This window comes from Stieleria tagensis (genome assembly GCF_024129865.1).
GTDB lineage: Bacteria > Planctomycetota > Planctomycetia > Pirellulales > Pirellulaceae > Stieleria > Stieleria tagensis.
This window is the reverse complement of the sequence record NZ_JAMYFE010000007.1, coordinates 33,001-52,056: the sequence shown is the minus strand read 5'-3', so window position 1 is coordinate 52,056 and position 19,056 is coordinate 33,001. Positions and strand designations below refer to the sequence as shown.

General features: G+C 59.2%; 10 protein-coding genes. 6 read left to right on the top strand and 4 right to left on the bottom strand.

From position 1 onward, the window contains the following. Window positions 1-28: 28 nt before the first annotated feature. The 4 genes from NHH03_RS00385 to NHH03_RS00370 form a co-directional block, all read right to left on the bottom strand. The gene (locus tag NHH03_RS00385; RefSeq protein ID WP_253153623.1) at window positions 29-3,811 is read right to left on the bottom strand and encodes a proline dehydrogenase family protein; all 3,783 of its coding nucleotides are present in this window, start codon (window positions 3,809-3,811) and stop codon (window positions 29-31) included. A 294-nt stretch (window positions 3,812-4,105) separates the two neighbouring features. Beyond that, a complete protein-coding gene (locus NHH03_RS00380; RefSeq protein ID WP_253153622.1) occupies window positions 4,106-5,404 on the bottom strand; it encodes a hypothetical protein in 1,299 nt (432 codons plus the stop codon). Between the two features lie 284 nt (window positions 5,405-5,688). Next, window positions 5,689-8,565 (bottom strand): site-2 protease family protein, encoded by a 2,877-nt coding sequence (locus NHH03_RS00375; RefSeq protein WP_253153621.1) that lies wholly within the window; start codon window positions 8,563-8,565, stop codon window positions 5,689-5,691. Between the two features lie 55 nt (window positions 8,566-8,620). Beyond that, complete coding sequence (locus NHH03_RS00370) at window positions 8,621-9,865, bottom strand: GspE/PulE family protein (RefSeq protein ID WP_253153620.1); 1,245 nt, start codon at window positions 9,863-9,865, stop codon at window positions 8,621-8,623. Window positions 9,866-9,919: 54 nt separating this feature from the next. Between NHH03_RS00370 and NHH03_RS00365 the strand changes: the two genes are divergently transcribed. From NHH03_RS00365 to rpsP, 6 genes are all read left to right on the top strand, one after another. Continuing rightward, entirely contained in the window at window positions 9,920-10,492 is a 573-nt protein-coding gene (locus tag NHH03_RS00365) for an HAD family hydrolase (protein ID WP_253153619.1), read from the top strand. A gap of 76 nt (window positions 10,493-10,568) precedes the next feature. Next, the gene (locus NHH03_RS00360) at window positions 10,569-12,302 is read left to right on the top strand and encodes a hypothetical protein (protein WP_253153618.1); all 1,734 of its coding nucleotides are present in this window, start codon (window positions 10,569-10,571) and stop codon (window positions 12,300-12,302) included. Between the two features lie 265 nt (window positions 12,303-12,567). After that, window positions 12,568-13,734 (top strand): hypothetical protein, encoded by a 1,167-nt coding sequence (locus NHH03_RS00355; protein WP_253153617.1) that lies wholly within the window; start codon window positions 12,568-12,570, stop codon window positions 13,732-13,734. Continuing rightward, on the top strand, window positions 13,731-16,949 hold the full coding sequence (locus NHH03_RS00350; protein ID WP_253153616.1) for an ATP-binding cassette domain-containing protein: 3,219 nt from the start codon (window positions 13,731-13,733) through the stop codon (window positions 16,947-16,949). The genes NHH03_RS00355 and NHH03_RS00350 overlap by 4 nt, the downstream gene beginning before the upstream one ends. A gap of 138 nt (window positions 16,950-17,087) precedes the next feature. After that, complete coding sequence (gene ffh, locus NHH03_RS00345) at window positions 17,088-18,563, top strand: signal recognition particle protein (protein WP_253153614.1); 1,476 nt, start codon at window positions 17,088-17,090, stop codon at window positions 18,561-18,563. 121 nt (window positions 18,564-18,684) lie between these two features. After that, window positions 18,685-19,047 carry a 30S ribosomal protein S16 gene (rpsP, locus tag NHH03_RS00340; RefSeq protein WP_390895473.1) on the top strand — a complete coding sequence of 121 codons (363 nt, stop codon included), beginning with the start codon at window positions 18,685-18,687 and terminating at the stop codon, window positions 19,045-19,047. Window positions 19,048-19,056: the final 9 nt, after the last annotated feature.

Sequence of the window (19,056 nt, the reverse complement as noted above, 5' to 3'; positions counted from 1 at the left end):
AATCCTCCACACCAGCGCCGAGTGGATGTTAGTCGGCGGCGTTTTCCTGTGGTGTGCTGAGCAATCGGCGGCCCAGATTGCCGTAGCGGTGGTAGTCATGCGAAATCGATTGCTCGTTCATGTAACGCAGCGTTTCGATGGGCGCATCGTCGATGACGGTTTCCGCAACGATCGTGACGAATGCCGTGCGGCAGGCGTCATGCAGCACGGTTGCCAACTGTTTGGTTGGTACCAGTAACCGCAATCGATCGACACGTCCATCGGAGATCTCTGCGGCCAACGCGACGTCTGATTCTTCGACCCATTCCGGGTGCCATGGCGAGGTGGCGGCCAGCACCAGGTGATCGGAGACGGACTGAATCAATTGCGTTCCCGGCGGGTGTTCTGAATCGAACGAGTAGGTGACGTTGCATCCAGCGGTTGCCGCGGCGATCATCGACAGCGCGATGTCGTTGGCCGATTCGTTGCCTAGCAACCGGATCCGCAATTGTTTGACAGGCAGATAGCGGCGCCAGTTGTCTTGGCCGATCAATCCGAAGTGATCATGCATCTTGCCAAAGGTGTCGTGCCAAGCGATTTGGGCGTCGGCGGCGAAGCGTTGGACCAGTTTGCGGTCGAGTTGGCTGTGTTCGTCCGCAACCGCCAGCAGAGCTGACAATGCATCTTGAATCGATGGCTGCTGGATGCCGGTGTCGTCTGTTTTGGCCGTTGTAGTGGTTTCATCGACGGGTTGGTCAGGGCCATCGCGGTCAGGGCCATCGCGGTCAGGGCTATCGAGATGGATCAGCGGCAACACATAGTGCGGCCCGCCGGCTTTGGCCGCCGGCCCATAACCACTGCTGCCGACGCCGCCGAACGGTTGACGCAACACGATCGCACCGGTCGAAGGACGATTGACATATAGATTGCCGGCATGAATGTTGTCCCGCCACAATTCTTGCTCGCGGTGATCCAGACTTTCCAGCGCGCTGGTCAATCCGTATCCCGTCGCATTGACCATTTCGATGGCTTCTTCCAGCCGGCCGAAGGGCATCACACCCAACACCGGACCGAACAATTCGGTGCTGTGGGTGAAGCTACCCGGACGCACGTTCCATTTGATCCCGGGGCGATACAGTTGTGGGTTGTCGTCGACGTGGCGCGGCATCACCAACCAGTCTTCACCGGGTTCGAGTTCTTTGATGCCCTGTTCCAGATCACCTGACGGCGGACGAATCAGTGGACCGACACGTGAGGTGACGTCCCATGCCGATCCGACAGGCAGACTTTCGGCGGCGTCGGCCAACGCCTCGCGGAACTCTTTGTCGTCGTACAGTTCTTGTTGCAGTAGCAGCAAGGAGGTCGCGCTGCATTTTTGTCCGCTGTGACTGAATGCGCTGTGCAGCACATGTTTGATCGCCAGGTCGCGGTCACACAACGAGGTCACAATGGTCGCGTTCTTGCCACCGGTTTCGGCGATCAGATGCAAGTCCGGTCGCGACGCCAACATGGTCTTTGCGGTTTCCGTTCCGCCGGTCAACACGACGGCGTCGATTCGCGGGTCCGTGACCAGACGTTGTCCCGCTCCGCCGCCGCTGCAAGGGATCAATTGCAGCGCCGATCGTGGCACGCCGGCGTCCCAGAAACAGCGGGCGATTTCGTAGGCCGGCAAGACCGTGTCGCTGGCCGGTTTCAAGATCACCGTGTTGCCGGCGGCGAGCGAGGCGACGATGCCGCCGCAGGGGATCGCCAGGGGAAAATTCCAGGGGCTGATGACGGCCACGCTACCACGGGGCCGGATCGAGAATCGCCCGGCCGCGGAACGCTCCAGATAGGGCTGCATCGTCAACGGATAGAACTCGGTGAAATCGATCGCTTCGCTGACCTCCGGGTCGGCTTCGGTGATCAATTTTCCGCCATCAATCATCATCGCGCCGATCAAGTCACCTCGGCGCAGACGCATGTTTTGCGCCGCGGCACGAAATAGATCGTAGCGTGATTGCCACGACATCTCTCGCCATCCGGCGGGATCGTCGTGGGCAACGCCGATCGCGTCCAGCACGTCTTGCTCGGTCGCTTGGACGAATCGACAGGCAACGCTTTCGGGCCGTGACGGGTCATAGGATTCACGGGTCTGGCGGCCGGCGTCGCTATCGGCGGCACGTGATTCGTCGCCGATCAACAACGGAATCGACACCGCTTGGTCGTCGCACTTGGGTTTCCACTCGGCGATGACCGACTGCGCCCACTCCGAGTGATGTGGCAATGACCAATCCGTGTCGGGCTCGTTGATGTATTTCCACCAGCGCGCGGCCGGCTCGGGTTGGGCGGCAGGTTGGCGGTGGTCTTGCGTGCGACGGGGGTTGGTGTCGACGTCGTCGATCTGACCTAACGATGTGGTGAAGTCAGATGCCAGTTTGTGCCAGGCTTCGGAGTCCGGTGTCAGACGAAACGAGTAGCGAAGGAAATTTTCCGGGCCGGTGTTTTCATCTAACCGACGAATCAGATAGCCGATCGCATGTAGGAAGTCGTCGCGCCGACAGGCCGGTGCATACAACAACATTTTTGGTGTCGATTCACACAGGGCGCGGCGCTGATGATTGGCCATGCCTTCGAGCATTTCGAATTGCATGCGGTCCAGGACCGTTCCGGTCAGGTCGTCGGCGGCGGGCTGATCCAACCGGGTGCGATTGCCCCATAGCAGTGCCAGTGCGATGTCGAACAAGTTGTGCGATGCCACACCAATCCGTACGTGACCTTGGGCGGCCGCGTCGATCATCAGCCGCAGCATGCGTTTGAAATTGGCATCGGTATGCACTTTTTCCTTGTACGGCGTTTGTGGCCAGCCGCCGACCGAGGCCTCGACGCGTTCCATTTCCATGTTGGCGCCTTTGACCAACCGGACCGTGATCGGTAACCCCCCGGTGGCGACTCGCTCGGCGGACCACTGCAGCAGGTCTTTGAGGACCAAGTAGGAATCAGGCACATAGGCTTGCAGGGCGATTCCGGCTCGGGCTTTTTGCATGCCGGGTCGACCCAGCGTGTTCTTGAAGACGTCTGCGGTCAAATACAGATCGCGGTACTCCTCCATGTCCAAGTAGACGAACTTGGATGTCGAATGGCCTTTGGAGTTGACGTAGGCTTCGCGGATGGCGGCGCGATACAGCAGTTCCAAACGGTCTGCGACGACACGCACGGTGTGTTTTCTGGCAACGGTCGAAACCTGGCTGTAGATCGTCGACAGTTTGACGCTGATGCACGCGATCTCGGGTGTCCGCAACGCCTGTAGGTAGTGCTGCAATCGTCCGCTGGCGTCGTGTTCGCCCAGCAGCGCCTCGCCCAGAAAGTTCAGGTTCATCTGCAGCCCGGTTTCCTGCCGAGCCGCCAAGTGTTCGCGCAGCGGTTCTTGTTCGGCAGGCAGAATCACGTTGGCCGTCTCCTGCCGCATTTGTTCTTTGACCATCGGCACCGCGACGCCGGGCATGTAGCCGCCAAAGGTCTGAAAACCTTTCAGCATGGTTCGTTCCAACGGGCTGAAGAACCGCGGGATACCCTGCACGTCCAAAATGTGCGTCAACTGATCCGCAACGCGAGCCGGGCTGTGCGTGCGAAACGCTTGGTCAGTCATCTCGACCAATGTGGCTTTGTCGCCTGGGTGACCGATCATCCGGTCCAGTTCGGCCTGTTGACGGCGTTCCTGCGGCGTCTGCAAGGTCTGCGAACGGATCAACAGAGCTTTAGCGATCGCAATCGCCGCGGCTGCATCGTCGCCGGGATGGTTGTTGGCGATTGCCAGCAGAGATTCGAGATCGAGTGGTTTGTCGTCGGCCATTGCTTTATAGAACCAAGGTGCGGTAGACGGTCAGTTGATGCACGATAGGCGGCTCGGCAACCACGTCGCAACAGGGCGCTAACTGGTATTGTTCATGACCTTGGCGTCGAGCGACGCAAATTCATCGTTGGTACGGTGTTACGAGAGCCTGTCAGAAATCAATCTGCGCCAATCAGCCAGCCGCGCACCCGGGGGCCGGTTTTTTGGAGTTGGTAATGTGGGTCACAAGGGACGGTGAGCTAGTGCCGCAGGGACCGTGAGTTAGCGCTCGACGGCTGATGAATCATCCGGGCGCTAGTGTTGGCGGATCGCTGGGCCGCCGGAAGCACGGCGAAGGCTACGGATTTCGCCTGCTGGACGAGAGGCAATCGCAGGCGCCGCGGCGGCGGGCAGGAAGATTTGATGCCAGCTGGAGACGGCGCTGCTGGGGGGATCCAAGATCGCAGTGATCTGTTGAGTGTCGCTGCGGCCGCCATCGGTCCATGCGATCGGACGGCTGTGCGCATAGATGGCTACGCCCGGCTGTGCCGCGTCGCAGACTCCGGTCAACTGAATCGATGCGTCGTTGATTTCAAAATCGATCGCTGCGATCCCGCGCGGGGTGGCATTGGAACTGCCGATCGCCGCCTGTTCGTCGATGATCAGTCCCAAACGATCCCGCATCGATGCCAACAGCGGATAGCCGAGTCGAATTTCGGTGGCCCGCAATGAACCGATCATGCTGACCCGCCGACCGGGCTGGATCAGACAGCGTCGCAGATGCAATTCCGCATCGCCGATCACACGGTGTGGCAAGTCTTGTGTCAGCCGACTGAGTTCGATTCCGGTGATCGTTGGATTGCCCAGTTCATACACCCAGCCGTCGGCTTGTTGACGGGCGGTGATGCTGCCGGAAAAGTGCGCCTCCGGTCCCAGCATCTCGGCGGCCGGAATGTATTCGGCGATGGCGGAGCAGGGCAGGGCAGTGCCGTCGGTGGAAAACACCACTTCGGTACTCGGCAAGGGATTGCTGCGATCACGAAACAAACTGGCGCGCAGCAGCGGCTCGCCTGGCGTGCTGGTGTCCCCCGCCGACGCGATCACGCGCACCCCAGTCGACTCGGGGGTGACGGTCGCCGAAACGTCTTTCAGCGGCAGCGATCCGGTGCGGCTATGAATGTTCAGATTGGACGCAATGATCTGGATCGGCAACACCGTGTGCGCCGGCGCGCTGATCAGCCGGTCGTGGATCAACGACCAGGCGCGGCCCAGCCCGGCGGATTGCAGTTCGGGCTGGTGCAGCCAGATGCCGACGCGATCCTCGTCGTGCAAGTAATCGATCAGGCGGATTTTGGCGATGTTTCGACCCGTTTCCGGATCGCTCATCCGTACATTTTTCAGCACGTACTTGCCCGGCGCGATTTGCTGGCAACTGTCGATCTGGAACACCAGCCCCGTTTCACGTCCCAGCTGATACGTCAGTTTTGCCAATTGGCGTGATTGGTACCACGAGGTCCAGGTCACCAGCACGGTCATCACCACCAACGAGGTCGGCACCGCGCAGCAGAAAACGAACAACAACCGAGCCACGGCTCGCTGGGTTCGTTCATGCATCCATGCAACCCCTGAGGATAGGAAACCCTGAGGATAGGAAAGTCCAGCTTGGATTCTAGGTCTGATTCCCCCGTCGTCGGTAGACCGGTTTAGCCGCCAAACCGGGGAAAACCAGCCAACCGGCGGTTGCTAGCAAACCGGGCTGGTGTGGAGGATGTATCCGACCGGGTGTGTTTCCCGTAGCTGGGCCCGCCAGGGTTCAGACCGACAGAACCCTGGCGGGGCCAGCTACGACACTGGCTTGCTGCGACGCTGCATGGTCGGATAAATCCTCCACACCAGCGCTACTCCGTTTGGATTGGGACTTGGTATTTCCAGACGACTTGGCGGACGCCTTGTTTCTTTAACCAGGCATGGACGCTGGCAAAAGCCGCTGCGGCGTCTTGGGTGGGTGACAGGTACAGCGAGACCAGCGATTGACCGTCGCCGGGGCGGGGCAGCGGGTCGATCTGTGGCGTTTCGTCCATCAGGTCTTCCTCGACCACGTAGGCTTCGACCAAAACGCTGGTTGCCAGCAGGGGACTGTCGGCGGCGAGATAACCCAGTTCTGTCAGCAGCGGTTGCAGATAGTCTTTGGGCTGTGGCGATTCGCCTTTCTGTTCATAGGCCCGTTCGTCTTCTCGCCACAATTTGAGGGCTTGCTCGTATTGGGCATACGCTTTGTAGAGCCGACCGGCTGATCCCTGGGCAGTGTCGGCTTGTCTGTCAATCCAATCGAGCCGGTCCTGTTGCACCTGTTTGGCGCGATCGGCAGAGCGTCGGATTTGTTGGCGAAAGTTCTCGGTGGTCGGATCGTTGGTGATATCGACCGACTGCGGTTCCGCCGAATCCCAAGGCACTGAATCGGATCGGCCTTGCAGGACTCGCAATTTCGTTTGCAGGTCGCGCTGCTTGTCGGTGAGCGAACGTTTGGGCGTCCAGGGTGCGATCGGAACGAATTGTCCGATGGGATCGGGCAGGTCGTCCGCGGCGGTCGTCAATTGGTCGGCCAATTCATTGTCGACGACGACCATCAATTCGGGCGTCATGGTCGCGAACGATCGCCGCCAGATCGCATCGTCCATCGATTCGAGTCGCGGATCCTCGTTGGCTTGTCGTTCCACCGCTTGGGCTTGGGCAACAAAGTCCAGATCAAATTCGGCTTGTGGATCAGCCGCCATTGATCGAGTCGGCCGGCTGGTGAAGACCACATCACCGAGTCGTGAGACGGAATCGTCGGTGTTTTCCGTCAGCTGCGTAAAGGCGGCGGAGGCGGAATCGGCATCGGGAAAACGCCAGGCCAGCAGGTCCAGTTTGGTCTGTCCCGGTTCGGCGGCGGGTTGGCCCAATTTGAAATCACCGTCGCTGAGCGGGACCGACAGATGCTGGGATTGGAATTCGGGGAATTCATCAAACAGATCATTGCCAAACCCGACCACGGCCAGCGTAAACAGGCCGATGATGCCTGACACTAAACCGGTGAAATAGAGAGCCCAAAGCCCCAACGTGGCCGGCCAGTTGGGCGGGCGGACGGTCACGTTTTCGTAAACCGACAGCACCAGTTTTGCCAGTGCTGTGGTGCCTTGGGTCGGCAGTTTCGCTTGCTCGACCGCGTCGGACACAATCCGAATTGCTTCGACCGGCATCTTGTCTTGGGTCGGTTCGGGCAGCGTCTGGCCGCGGACCAGTTCGGTCGCTTTCGTGGTTCGCCAGACGGTCGGCAGACCCACCATCATGGCGAACCCGATGCCGAATAAAAATGGCTCGCCCGACCAGGCGGCGAATGCCAGCAGCATGCCGATGGTCATGATCCGAAACAGCAAGTCCATGACTTTGGATCGCGAGAACAGGGTCAGGTGCGCAACCTGGCCTCCGTCAAGCGGCAGGAAAGGCGCCAGGTTCATCACGTTCAAGATCAACGTGAACAGGGCAGCGTTAAAACAAAGTTCATTTCCGGTTGCCCAGCCGACGACGCCCAGCAGCAAACCGATGGCGATGCTGGGCAGCGGACCGGCCAGCGCAACGATCGCTTTCTTCCAGCCGCTGACGCGATAGTTTCGACCGCTGACCGCGGCGCCCAGCAGGGGAATGAAGAACATGTGGATGTTCTTGTATCCAAACAGCTTCATCGCGACGTAGTGCCCCAGTTCGTGGACCAACAGAATTGGCACCAGCAACAGCACCATTTCGATGTCCCACTGCATCGCACCCAGGCCGACGAAGAACGCGATCGAGACCGCCAGCAACAAGATCTTGGTCAGCCAGCCGGACTGTTTGGTTTCCTGGTGCCGGACCGCGTCGATCAGTGGTTGCAATTCATCGACCGGGGAAGCTTCCGGGGCCGGTTGGCTGGGCAACGGAGCGTCATCGGGCACAAGTTCGGCCAGCGGAACCGCGTCGTCGAAGGCGCCTGCCTGGGAAGCGGCTGGATAAGCGACCGACGAGTTGCCGGCGGTGCCAGCTGCGACTGCGGCGCGCTCGGTCGCCGCGCTGACGATCGGGTTGGCAGCGGGTCCGGGGACGAACACGCCACGTTTTACTTGAAAGGCTACAAATTCTTCGTGAGTGTGCTCCAGCAGATCGAAGGCGGACTCGGATTCGTTGGCGATCATCGGCCGGGCATTGCCCAGGGCATCGCGGAGGTGATTCTGGTGCAGTTCTCGCAGTCGTGGCGGATCGACTTTGGGGTGATACTCCGCCGCCCAGTCCGGCGGATCGATCAAGTCGCGCGTGGCTGCGGTCGTCAGAACGATTTTTCCGCCCGGGCCGAGTGAATACAGGGCCAGGCGGGCAAAACGATTGTGTTTTTCCAAGTTCGGCCACAGCCGATAGCGGACCCAGGCGACGGTGTCACCGTCGGCGGATCGATAGGCCGCGCCGCCGTAGCGCGTGTTGTTTTGGACGTCGTGGATTCCGATCCAATCGATCCGCGTGAACCCCATGTCGGCCAGCTGTTGGTCCAAGCCGGTCAGTGCCGTCATCAGCTCGGGTTTCAGCGCCTGGCCGGCGATCCGAAACGGTTGCAGCGACGCGACCGGCGGGATGTCGGTGGAGGATGGGATTGGGATGCGGAACAGTTTGACGAAGCAGGCGATCACCAGCACGATCGGTTTGGTGATCCAGTTTCCCTCGTACAGATACTCGGCAAACGAGACGTGTGGGGCGCTTAATTTAAAGAACATAGTGCCGAGTCGTTCGGTGAGGAAAATTGCCGGGCCGATCACACGCTTCGTCGGGTCAGGATCGACCGGAGAACAGCGATGCTTCTTCGATCGTGATGATGCCTTGGAACGCTTTGCTGAGCGCGCTGACTCGCAGTGTCCGCATGCCCTCTTTCACCGCTTGTTGGCGGATCGCATCGACGGATGCATTTTCAAAGATCATGTCGTGTAGCTTTTCCGACAACGTCAGCATTTCGAAAATCGCGACCCGACCGCGGCAACCGGATCCGTTGCATTTGGTGCAGCCTCGGCCGCGATGAAAGCTGGCTTTCTCGGCCTGTGCTGGGCTGATCCCCAGCGATTTCAACTGCGCGGCGGAGACATTGACCGGGGCGCGACAATGTTGGCAGATTCGCCGGGCAAGTCGCTGGGCGACAACGACTTTTAACGCGGCGGTGATCAGGAACGGTTCGATTCCCATGTCCCGCAGTCGTGCGATCGCGGTGACGGTGTCGTTGGTGTGCAGCGTGGACAACACCATGTGCCCGGTCATCGCGGCTTGAAAGGATGTCTTGGCCGTTTCCGTGTCACGAATTTCACCGACCAGGATCACGTCCGGGTCTTGCCGCAGTAACAATCGCAACACTTGGGGGAAATCCATGTCCAGGTCGCGGCGGACGTTGACTTGGGTGATCCCGAACACGTTGAATTCCACCGGGTCTTCGATGGTGGTGACGTTGCGCTCCATTTGGTTCAGCCGATTGATGGCCGAATACAGCGTCGTCGTTTTGCCGCTGCCGGTCGGGCCGGTGACCAGGCACATGCCGTATTGTTGTTCGCTGGCCGTGGCCATGACCTGGGCTTCTTTGGCGTTCATACCCAGTTTCGTCAAATCCGAATTCAGCCCGGTCGCGTCGACCACTCGCAACACGATCTTTTCGCCGAATCGCGTCGGCACCGACGATACGCGGTAGTCAACACTGCGGCCGTCGATCACCAATCGCAGACGACCTTCTTGCGGTCGGCGGCGTTCGGAGATGTCCAGTTCGGACAGGATTTTCACACGTGACGAGATCTGTGGGTAATCGCTGGCCGGGCCGGCGGCGATCTGCGACAGGCTGCCGTCGACACGGATTCGCACGCGAAAGGCTTGTTCGAACGGTTCAAAGTGGATGTCCGATGCGCCGGCCTGGAACGCTTTGGCAAAAATCGAGTCGCAGAACGCCACGTTCTCGCCGCCCGATTTGTCGGACGGCGTGTCGTCACGATTCGCAGCCTTGGGCAGTGAAACGCTGGGCAAAATCTGGGGAGGCTGATTCATTTCATAGGGGTGGGACGGGTTACGGAGCAGGGCTGGTTATGCGATTCTTGGCGCATGAACGCAAACGATTTTGAAAAATACGACGGCCTGATTTTTGATTGCGACGGCACGCTGGCGGATTCGATGCCGGTCCATTATGTCGCCTGGCGTGACACGCTGCAGCGGCACCGTATCGAATTTCCCGAAGCACGATTCTATTCGATGGGAGGGATGCCGAGTGACAAGATCGTCACGCTGCTGTCGACAGAGCAGGGCGTACAGGCCGATCCGGTCGCCGTGGCGAATGAAAAAGAGGTTTATTTTCAGACGTTGATCGACCAGGTTCGCCCCAAACAGGCGGTCTGTGACATCGCTGTGGCCTTTCATCGCAGAAAACCGATGGCCGTGGCCAGTGGCAGCGGGCGGATCGTGGTGGTCAAGCAACTGGTGTCGCTGAAGATCGACGAATTGTTTGCCGCCGTGGTGACCGCCGAAGACACCGAACGTCACAAGCCCGAACCCGATGTTTTCTTGGAAGCGGCGCGGCGGATCGGCGTGCGTCCGGAACGTTGTGTCGTGTTTGAGGATTCTCCGTTGGGTTTCCAAGCCGCCGAAGCGGCCGGGATGGATTGGGTCGATGTACGCTGAGCATGCTATCCTTTTGAATCTCGTCCGGTGGATGCCGGATCCCCGCTCTGTTCTTTGATTCATCGTCTTCCGCAGCATGAACCGCAACGACGCCGGCCGATTTGATTACTCGGACATTGATGCGGGAGATTTGTTGCCGGGATGTTCGATCCCGGTGGTTGGTGACGACGGGCCACTTGGCGACGGCCAGCCGTTGCATGCGTTTCGCCGCTTTCAACCGTTGGCGATGGATGGACATGGTCCCGCCGCACTGCGTCAGATCGCCGATTCGATGACCGATGTGATTCGGTCGCTCGATCGGTTGCACGGATTGGAACGTTGTTACGGGCGCATCACGTCGGGTTCGCTGCACAATCGTGGGACCGAACGGGCGCCGGCGGCGACGTTGTGGATCGACCCGCAGCGGGCAGCCCAGTCGGATGCCGTTCATGGTGGCGACAGCGAAGCGATGTATTGGACCGCGCCGCGATTGAAATCCGCCGCGAACGCTCATCCGGCCGATGACTGGTACGCACTGGGGATCGTGCTGGCTGAATTGGCGCTGTCGTCCAGTGCGGTCCGCAAGATTTGGGAGCTCAGTCGCCAAGACGGCCAGTTCGCCGAAAGTTTGATCAAGAACCTGAACGTTTCCGGGTCGGCCAAGCGATTGGCAAAGATGGCGACGGCGTTGATCCGTGACGGCGCAGCGGGCAAAGTGAATCCTGCAACGATTCAGCGGCTGAGTGCGCGGCGACCGGTCTATCCCGCTGGGCTGATGTATTGCTTGCTTGCGATCATGACCGTCTCGGTGTTGATGAACGTTATCGGTGCCTCTCTGCAATCGGGGCAACGAAAACAGCAGCAGCAACTACTGGCGGCGATGGAAAAGGATGTGGACCGCTTGACGCAAGAAGTCGAAACGATGCATTTGAAACAGGCGGAATCGAAACTCGTTGCGACTGCGGTACCGCAACCGGCCGCTGATGTGAACCCCAGCGGCGGTGATCAACGCCGTTGGACCGAGCAACTGGCCGGTCGGTCACTGGAGCAAGTCATCGCGCAGGCCGGCGATTTTCGATCGTCGCAGTGGGCGCGGTCACTGGAAACATTGGCGACTGTCAACGGCCAGCAATCATGGCGGGCGGCTGATCCGACGCTGCGCCGCTTGATCCAGTTGGCCGTCGATGCGCCCTGGGAATCTCGCCGGATCGAGCAGGCCACTCAGCGGCTCGATGCACTCGGCGAAGCCTACCAGCGCTGGCAATCCTGGGCTCGCAGCAAACGCGGCATCGGTGAACTGCAAACTCAACAATCATTGCTGCCGTCGGGCCAAGTCAAAGATTTGCTGGGGCAGTGGTTGGGGGAAGCGTTGGAGGTTCGTCAGTTTGATTTGCGAGTGATCGATGTTCGTCCCGCGGCCGACAACTCGTTCACCGCGCACCGGGTCGGGTTTGATACGCCGCGTGGTTCGGCGTCGCTGGATTGGCAGTGGGAAACCAGCGAGGGCAAAGCCGCCTCGATCGAATTGCCCGTGGAGGATTATCACGCCGGCGATCCGCTATCGTTCTGGTTGCAACAGGACAGTTCGATTCCGCTGTGGAACACCACGGTGATCGCGCACACGCTGGAAAGTCCGTTGTTGGTTTGGCAACTCGGGCGAGAGCTGCGGCTGGAGGATAGCGAAAGTGGCTATTCTGTGATTTTGACAACAAACAAACGATTTGGACCGCCCGTTTCGATTGGAGATCGGGCCTTGGGATCTGGGGCAAAAACAGCACCCCCATCGGCAACGAAAAAGGTCGTTGATCCGATGGATTCGTTACCGTTTTAAATGCCAGCGATTGAAATGCAGTTCGATGGGTGAGTTTTGAGGTGACACGGTTGCATGAGACATTGATATTTCCCGGCCCGACGCGAACCGGCCTGTTGATTTTGCTTGCCAGTCGCGGGTTGGTGTGGAGGATTTATCCGACCGGCTTTATTCTTCGCAGAAAACCGTCGCCCGGGTCGGATAAATCCTCCACACCAGCGCTCCCGGGTCGGATAAATCCTCAGTGAACTCCAAGTCTCAGTGAACTCCAACATTTGATGGCTCCATGATTCGATCTCTCTTTACTTTGACGCTGATCACCTTCGTTGCGATTCCTGCGTCGGCATTCGATCCTTCCGAATGGTTATCGGTCGGCGGGGAAAAGTCCACTTCGCCGCAAACCAATTCAGCACGCAACAAGCTGGATACCCGCGAATTGTTGCAGCGTTATCCGGTCGGCAAGACTTGGGCGGCATCCAAGGTGTTGCGGATTCGCGGATTAGCAGTCAACGAGAATTGGGGAATCGAGGGACGTACGAATGTCGTCTACACGAACCGCTATTCCAGCAAGACACAGGTGTTGGAAAACGAACTGGGCGATCTGACGTTTCAGATCGATGTGTTGGAGGCGTCGCAGCAACGTGTGACCAGCGAGAAACGGTTGCGAGTTGCCGATTTCAGCGATGCATCACCGATTCTGAAAATTGGTTTGGAGCAATTGTTGGATGTGACCCGCACCACCTTGCCGCCGGCCGACGTCGCTTACAAGCTGATGATGACGTATGGGAAAGTCGATCCCCGGTATGAGAAAGTGTTGACTCGGTTGGCTCAGGCCAGCGGATTTGACGTCGAACGATTGACGCAGATCGACGAGGCTCAGCTGGTCGAAGACCCGGCGCAATATTCTGGATGTCAGTTCGAAGTCGTTTGGTCCAACGGTTTGGGTGTCACCCGCGTGCGGCAGACCGATGGACCGGTGACGGTCAAATTGGATGACATTCGCCGCTGGGCCGAGGCGGCTGATCCGCTGTTGGACTATTACGTGATGGACAATGTGAATCGCCCAGTCGGCGACACCTGGAGTGTGGATGCCGGCAATGCCAGTGGGATGTTGGTCCATCAGCAGGGTGGGCAATCCGAAGGCACGCTGAAGATGAAGTACTTGCGAGACGCCAATTACGACAACCAGACCTGTCGCCAGCTGGTGATCCAGAACGGCGATCTGACGTTGGCGCTTGACCAGAACGCCAAATCCTATGATGCACGGGTGCGGGGCATTCAAGGGCGAGTGTTTTATGGCAAGTCAGACTATCTGGTGTTGCAGGCCAACGGGACCTGCGAGATCAAAGCCAATGTGAAAAGCAAAACTCATCTGCTGTTTGGAACCAAGTGGCAACGCGACGTTCAGACCGATTTTCGCTACGAGGCCCAGTTGATTGCGAGCGGACAGTGACCCAGGGCCTGCCGTCGCCGCGCAGTGCGATTGAATTTCAAAACCCCGGCGCGGTGATCCGGCTAAACGATCAACGTTCATTGATCATCGGCCGATCGGACAAGCCCGTCGACGGATCTGAATTGCATACCGTTCGTCATCGCGGGTTGATGGATCACCACGCCGCGTTGACGATCGTGGATCGGGATCGGGTGCAGGTCGAGAATCTGTGTCCACAGGATTCGAGTGTCTTTGTCAATGGACGCCCGATGCATCATGCACTGCTTCTCGGTGGCGACGTGCTACAGATCGGTCCGCTGGCGTGGCGGTTGGACAGCGGCAAACAAGTGCTGGTGCCGGTGTCGCCGATCGCCGGATTTGATTTGGCCGTCGATGCGGAAGTCCCCGGCAGGTTGACGCGCACACGATTGACTCTCCATCGCGGTCAGATGACGGCGTTGGTCGGGCCCAGCGGATGTGGCAAGTCGACGTTGCTGGAAACGATCCGCGATGGCAGTGGGTTGGTCGGCCAGTTGCAGACCGCAGGCCGCGTGTACTTTGTTCCCCAGCGTGATCTGGTTCACCATGATTTGCGTCTGGGCGATGCCCTGCGCGCGATCGGTCGCATCTATGGACGCCAGTTGTTGCCGTTCGAGATCGATGCGGCGCTGGATTCGGTGGGTTTGTCGCCTTCGTCGGCCGAAAAGTTTCCGGGCCAACTGAGCGGCGGCCAACTGCGGCGGTTTCGCATCGCCGGGGCATTGTTGTCCGGTGCCGGGGTGATCGTGTTGGACGAACCCGACAGCGGGCTGGATCATGAAACCGCCGACGAAGTGATTTCGTTATTGCGATCGTTGGCGATTCGAGGGGCCACCATTATTGCCGTGACCCATCATCGTCATGTGTTGGCCGCATTCGATCGAGTGATCACGATGCAGCCGACCGAGGGTGGCGGGGCTGTCGAAACCGATGACCAGCGTCAACAGGCCGGCGATGCCGAAGCGATCGTTGTGGCCGATCACTCGGCTGGTCCGCTGGATTGGAATTGGCGGCGGTTGCCGGTGCTGTTGCGACGCGAGCAACAAAAACTAACGTCGCCGCGGTTGTCCTGGTTTTCACTCGGATCGCTGCGATTGCCCCATTGTTTGATCGGTTGGTTGTTGGTGCCGTTGCTGTTTGCCGTTGCGGTGGCGGTCAGCGTGCCGACCGACCCCGAGCGTGATTTGGCCGACGGGTTGTATGGCCAGATGGCGCCGATCGCGCGGCTGGGGTTTCTGGCTGTTGTGTCAGTGATCTGGATGTCAGCCAGCCAAAGTCATTTGTCGATCACCCGTGATCGCGAACTGTACGACTATGAACGGTCGTATGGACTCAGTTGGGGCGGGATCTTGACCGCCAAGTCGGCCGTGTTGACGCTGGCCGGATTTGTTCAGACCGTCGTGTTTGCGGCGCTGCTGTATTTGATTCGGCATGTCTGGTTGCAGCGATCCTTTTTTGTTGACGAGCGGATCACGCAGCTGCCCGGTGTGGTGCTGGTGCTGTTGGTCGTTTCGTTGGCGGCGACCCTGTTGGGGCTGTTGATTTCGGCGGTCGCCGGACGCGCGCCGTTGGTGGCGACGGCCATCCTGCCGGTGGTGATGATGTTTCAAATTCTGTTTAGCGCACCGTTTGCGGTCTCCAAACCCGATCGTTATGAACCGTTGGCTGATTACGGCCAGTTAACGATTCAGATCGACGATTCGGAGGACAGTGATCCGCAAGACGACTGGGAGGATGAGGTGATGGACTCGGAGAAACCGTTGTGGGTGACGTCGCTGGTGTCTTACACGACGCTGTCACGTTTTGGCGACCAATGGCTGCGCTCATTTGCGGTCACGCCGGATCTGCCTGAGAAAGCCGCTGTGGCCCAGCGACGATCGGCGGTCGCACTACTGGTGATCGCGGGCGTTTGCTTTGTGTCGGCTTGGTTTGTGTTGCTGATGCAATCGACGCGAATCGGCGTTCGCCGACTGACGCGGGTGGCTGCTGTCGCCGGGCTGCTGGCGTTTGCTGTCGCGGCGCCAGCGGTAGCGCTGGGGCAACAACCGGCGGATCAAAACGTGCAGGGTCCAGCGGATGATGCGGGACAGGCGGGGGCTGGTTCACCGCCGACAACCATTCGATTGTCGATCATTGATGGTCGGTACGACGAAAACCAGCTGCGCCGCGCGATGGGCGGACATGCCGAGGACACGCGACTGTGGCGTGAGTTCGGCAATCAAGATCGAATCGGGTTGGTGGCTTTGGAATTGGTCGGCAAGATTCGATTCACGCTGACCGAGCGCGAGTTGACGATCGAGCTGATGCAGACGCCGCACTGGGACTTGATGAAACGATTGGCTCCGCCGCGATTGATCGGTGCTGATGCGGTGCCAGCGGACGGGGATGTGGTTTTGTTTGTGCATGGGTTGGAGGGCGGTGCGTCAACGTTCGTGGCGTCTGCGCGTGAATTGCGGGCGCGAGGGATCGCATCGATGCGATTTGATTATCCCAATGACGGGCCACCTGATCAGGTTGGTCGTCTACTGGCCGAGCAGCTGATCGAGTTTCAAAAGCTGCATCCCGGGGTTCGAATTCATATCGTTGCGCATTCCCTGGGCGGGTTGGTTGCGACCTGGGCGGTCACCGAGCCGGGGTTTCCGGCTGATTTGGTGCCCGACGTCTTTACGCTCGGCAGCCCGTTTCACGGATCAGCGTTGGCCGAGTTCCACGACGAGTTGGAATTGTTCGACGTGGCGTACCGGTTGGCGACACAGACACCCGGTGCGCTGGACACGATTGCCGACGGCCGTGGCGAAGCGGCGCGGGCGTTGATCCCGGGCAGTGAGTTTTTGCGTCGATTGCATCAGCGGCCACGGCCGGTCGGGATTCGATTTCACCTGGCCGCGGGCACCAAAAGTTTCATCGGCGCCAGCCGCCGCGAGCGATTGGCGCTGGAGTTGCCGGCGGAGTTGATGCGCTTAACCGTCGCCGAAGGGTACTCCGAGCGGTTGCAGAAGTTGTTGGCAGCCGACGAACTGCGTCAGGGGCGGGGGGATGGGGCGGTCACCGTCCGCAGCGCGTTAGGACTATCAGATCCGGCAAGTTCGACAAGTTTTCCACTTTCGCACACCGGGTTGGTGTCCGATACAGAGCCATTGGAGTGGGTGCTATCGCAGGCCAAATTGGGCGAACCTGTGAAACCACAGGCAAAGTAGGGGCTTTCTCCATTTACAAAACGGGGCAGTCCCTCGTAAACTGCCGGGCTTTCCCGAGATCGCTATCGGTGCGCCCGTTGGGTGGTTCGTGGCACAGTTTGGGTTTGGCGTTCCACCCTCGTTTTTTCCTGTTTTAGCGTGTTTGATTCCCTTTCGGACGGTTTGCAATCGGCGTTCAAAAGCTTGCGTGGCAAAGGCAAGCTGACCGAAGGCAATATGCGCGATGGGTTGGACATCGTTCAACGCTCGCTGCTCGAAGCCGACGTGAGTTACCCGGTTGTCCAGGAATTCATGAAGCAGGTGACCGAGCGAGCGCTCGGACGCAAGGTCCTGCTAAGTCTGCGACCGGAAGAAGAACTGGTTTCGATCGTCCATTCGGAATTGGTTTCGATCCTGGGGCCGGTGGATCCGTCGATCCATTTGAAGGCCGATCGCCCGACGATCATCATGCTGTGCGGGTTGCAGGGCAGCGGGAAAACGACAACTTGTGGCAAGCTGTCACAACTGTTGAAAGAGCAGGGGATCAAGCCGACATTGGTCGCCGCCGACCTGCAGCGTCCGGCTGCGATCGAGCAATTGAAGGTCATCGGTCAACAGTTAGATGTGCCGGTTTACAGCGAACCGGACAATAAAGACCCCGTCAAGGTTTGCAAAAACGGTGTCGCCCAGGCCGTTGCCGATGGGGCTCGGGTGGTGATCTTGGACACCGCCGGCCGGTTGGCGATTGACGAAGAGCTGATGGCCGAACTGTCGCGAATCGACAAAAAGGTTGGTCCCGACCAGGTGTATCTGGTGGTTGACGGGATGACCGGCCAAGATGCCGTCAATAGCGCTGACGCGTTCAACAAATCGCTCGAGTTGGACGGCGTGATCATGACCAAATTGGATGGTGATGCCCGCGGCGGGGCGTTGCTGTCGGTAAAACACATCACCGGGGTGCCGATCAAGTTCATCGGCACCGGTGAGCATTTTGATGCGCTTGAGCCGTTTCGACCGGAGGGCATGGCCGGCCGGATCTTGCAGATGGGCGACATTGTCGCCGCGGCTGCCGAGGCGCATCGGATCGTCGATGAACAAGAGCGGGAGGAATTGGAAGCGAAAATGGCTTCCGGCGACTTCACGCTGGACGATTTTAAGAACATGATGGAAAAGGTCAGCAAGCCGGGTCTGATGGGCCGGATGATGAGCCTGATGCCCGGAATGGGGCAGTTCAAGGATGCGATGAATAGCGAAGAGGCCGCCGGCGGCATTCGCCAGACCATCGGTGCGATCAACAGCATGACCGCGGCGGAACGGAAGAACCCCAAACTGATCGACGCCGCCAGGCGGACTCGGATCGCCAAAGGTGCCGGTGTGCAGACGCCGGTGATCAGCCAGTTGGTCAAGCAGTTTGAAGTGATGAAGCCCCTGATGCAGGGCATGGCCGGCGGATCCACCATGGATCGCGCTCGCATGATGCAACAGTTGCAAGGTGCGATGGCAAGCGGCGACGGCGGGTTGGGTGGCATGCGAGTCAAGAAACCGACTGGCAAGCGATTGTCCAATGCCGAACGCGCCAAATTGCGCAAAGATCGCGAAAAGATGAAGCGACAGATGAAGCGAAATAAACGCTAAATACAGATAACCCGTCCATTTGACACAGTTAGTTTTTTCCTGGAGTGAGTAAGCAATGGCAGTTCGAATCCGTCTGAAAAAGATGGGTCGTACCCACCGACCTTTCTTCCGAGTTTGCGCGATGGACCAACGGTCGCCGCGTGACGGTCGGGTGATTGAAGAGTTGGGTTTTTACGACCCGATGTGCCCCGAAACCGATGCCCGCGTGCAGTTGAAAGGTGATCGCGTCGATCACTGGATCGGTGTCGGTGCCCAACCGAGCGAAAAGGTCGCTGTACTGATCAAAAAGTACGGTACCGATGGCACCCACTTGGATGCCCAAAAAGAAGCTCTGGAGCGACTTGGTCGCCGCAAAGAATACACCCCCGCACCCCCGGAAGCTGCCAAACCGGTTGCCGCTGAAGCCCCAGCCGAAGAAGCTGCTGCTGAAGAAGCGCCCGCGGCAGAAGAACCGGCTGCAGAAACCGAAGCAGCTGCTGAGTGAAATCGGCAG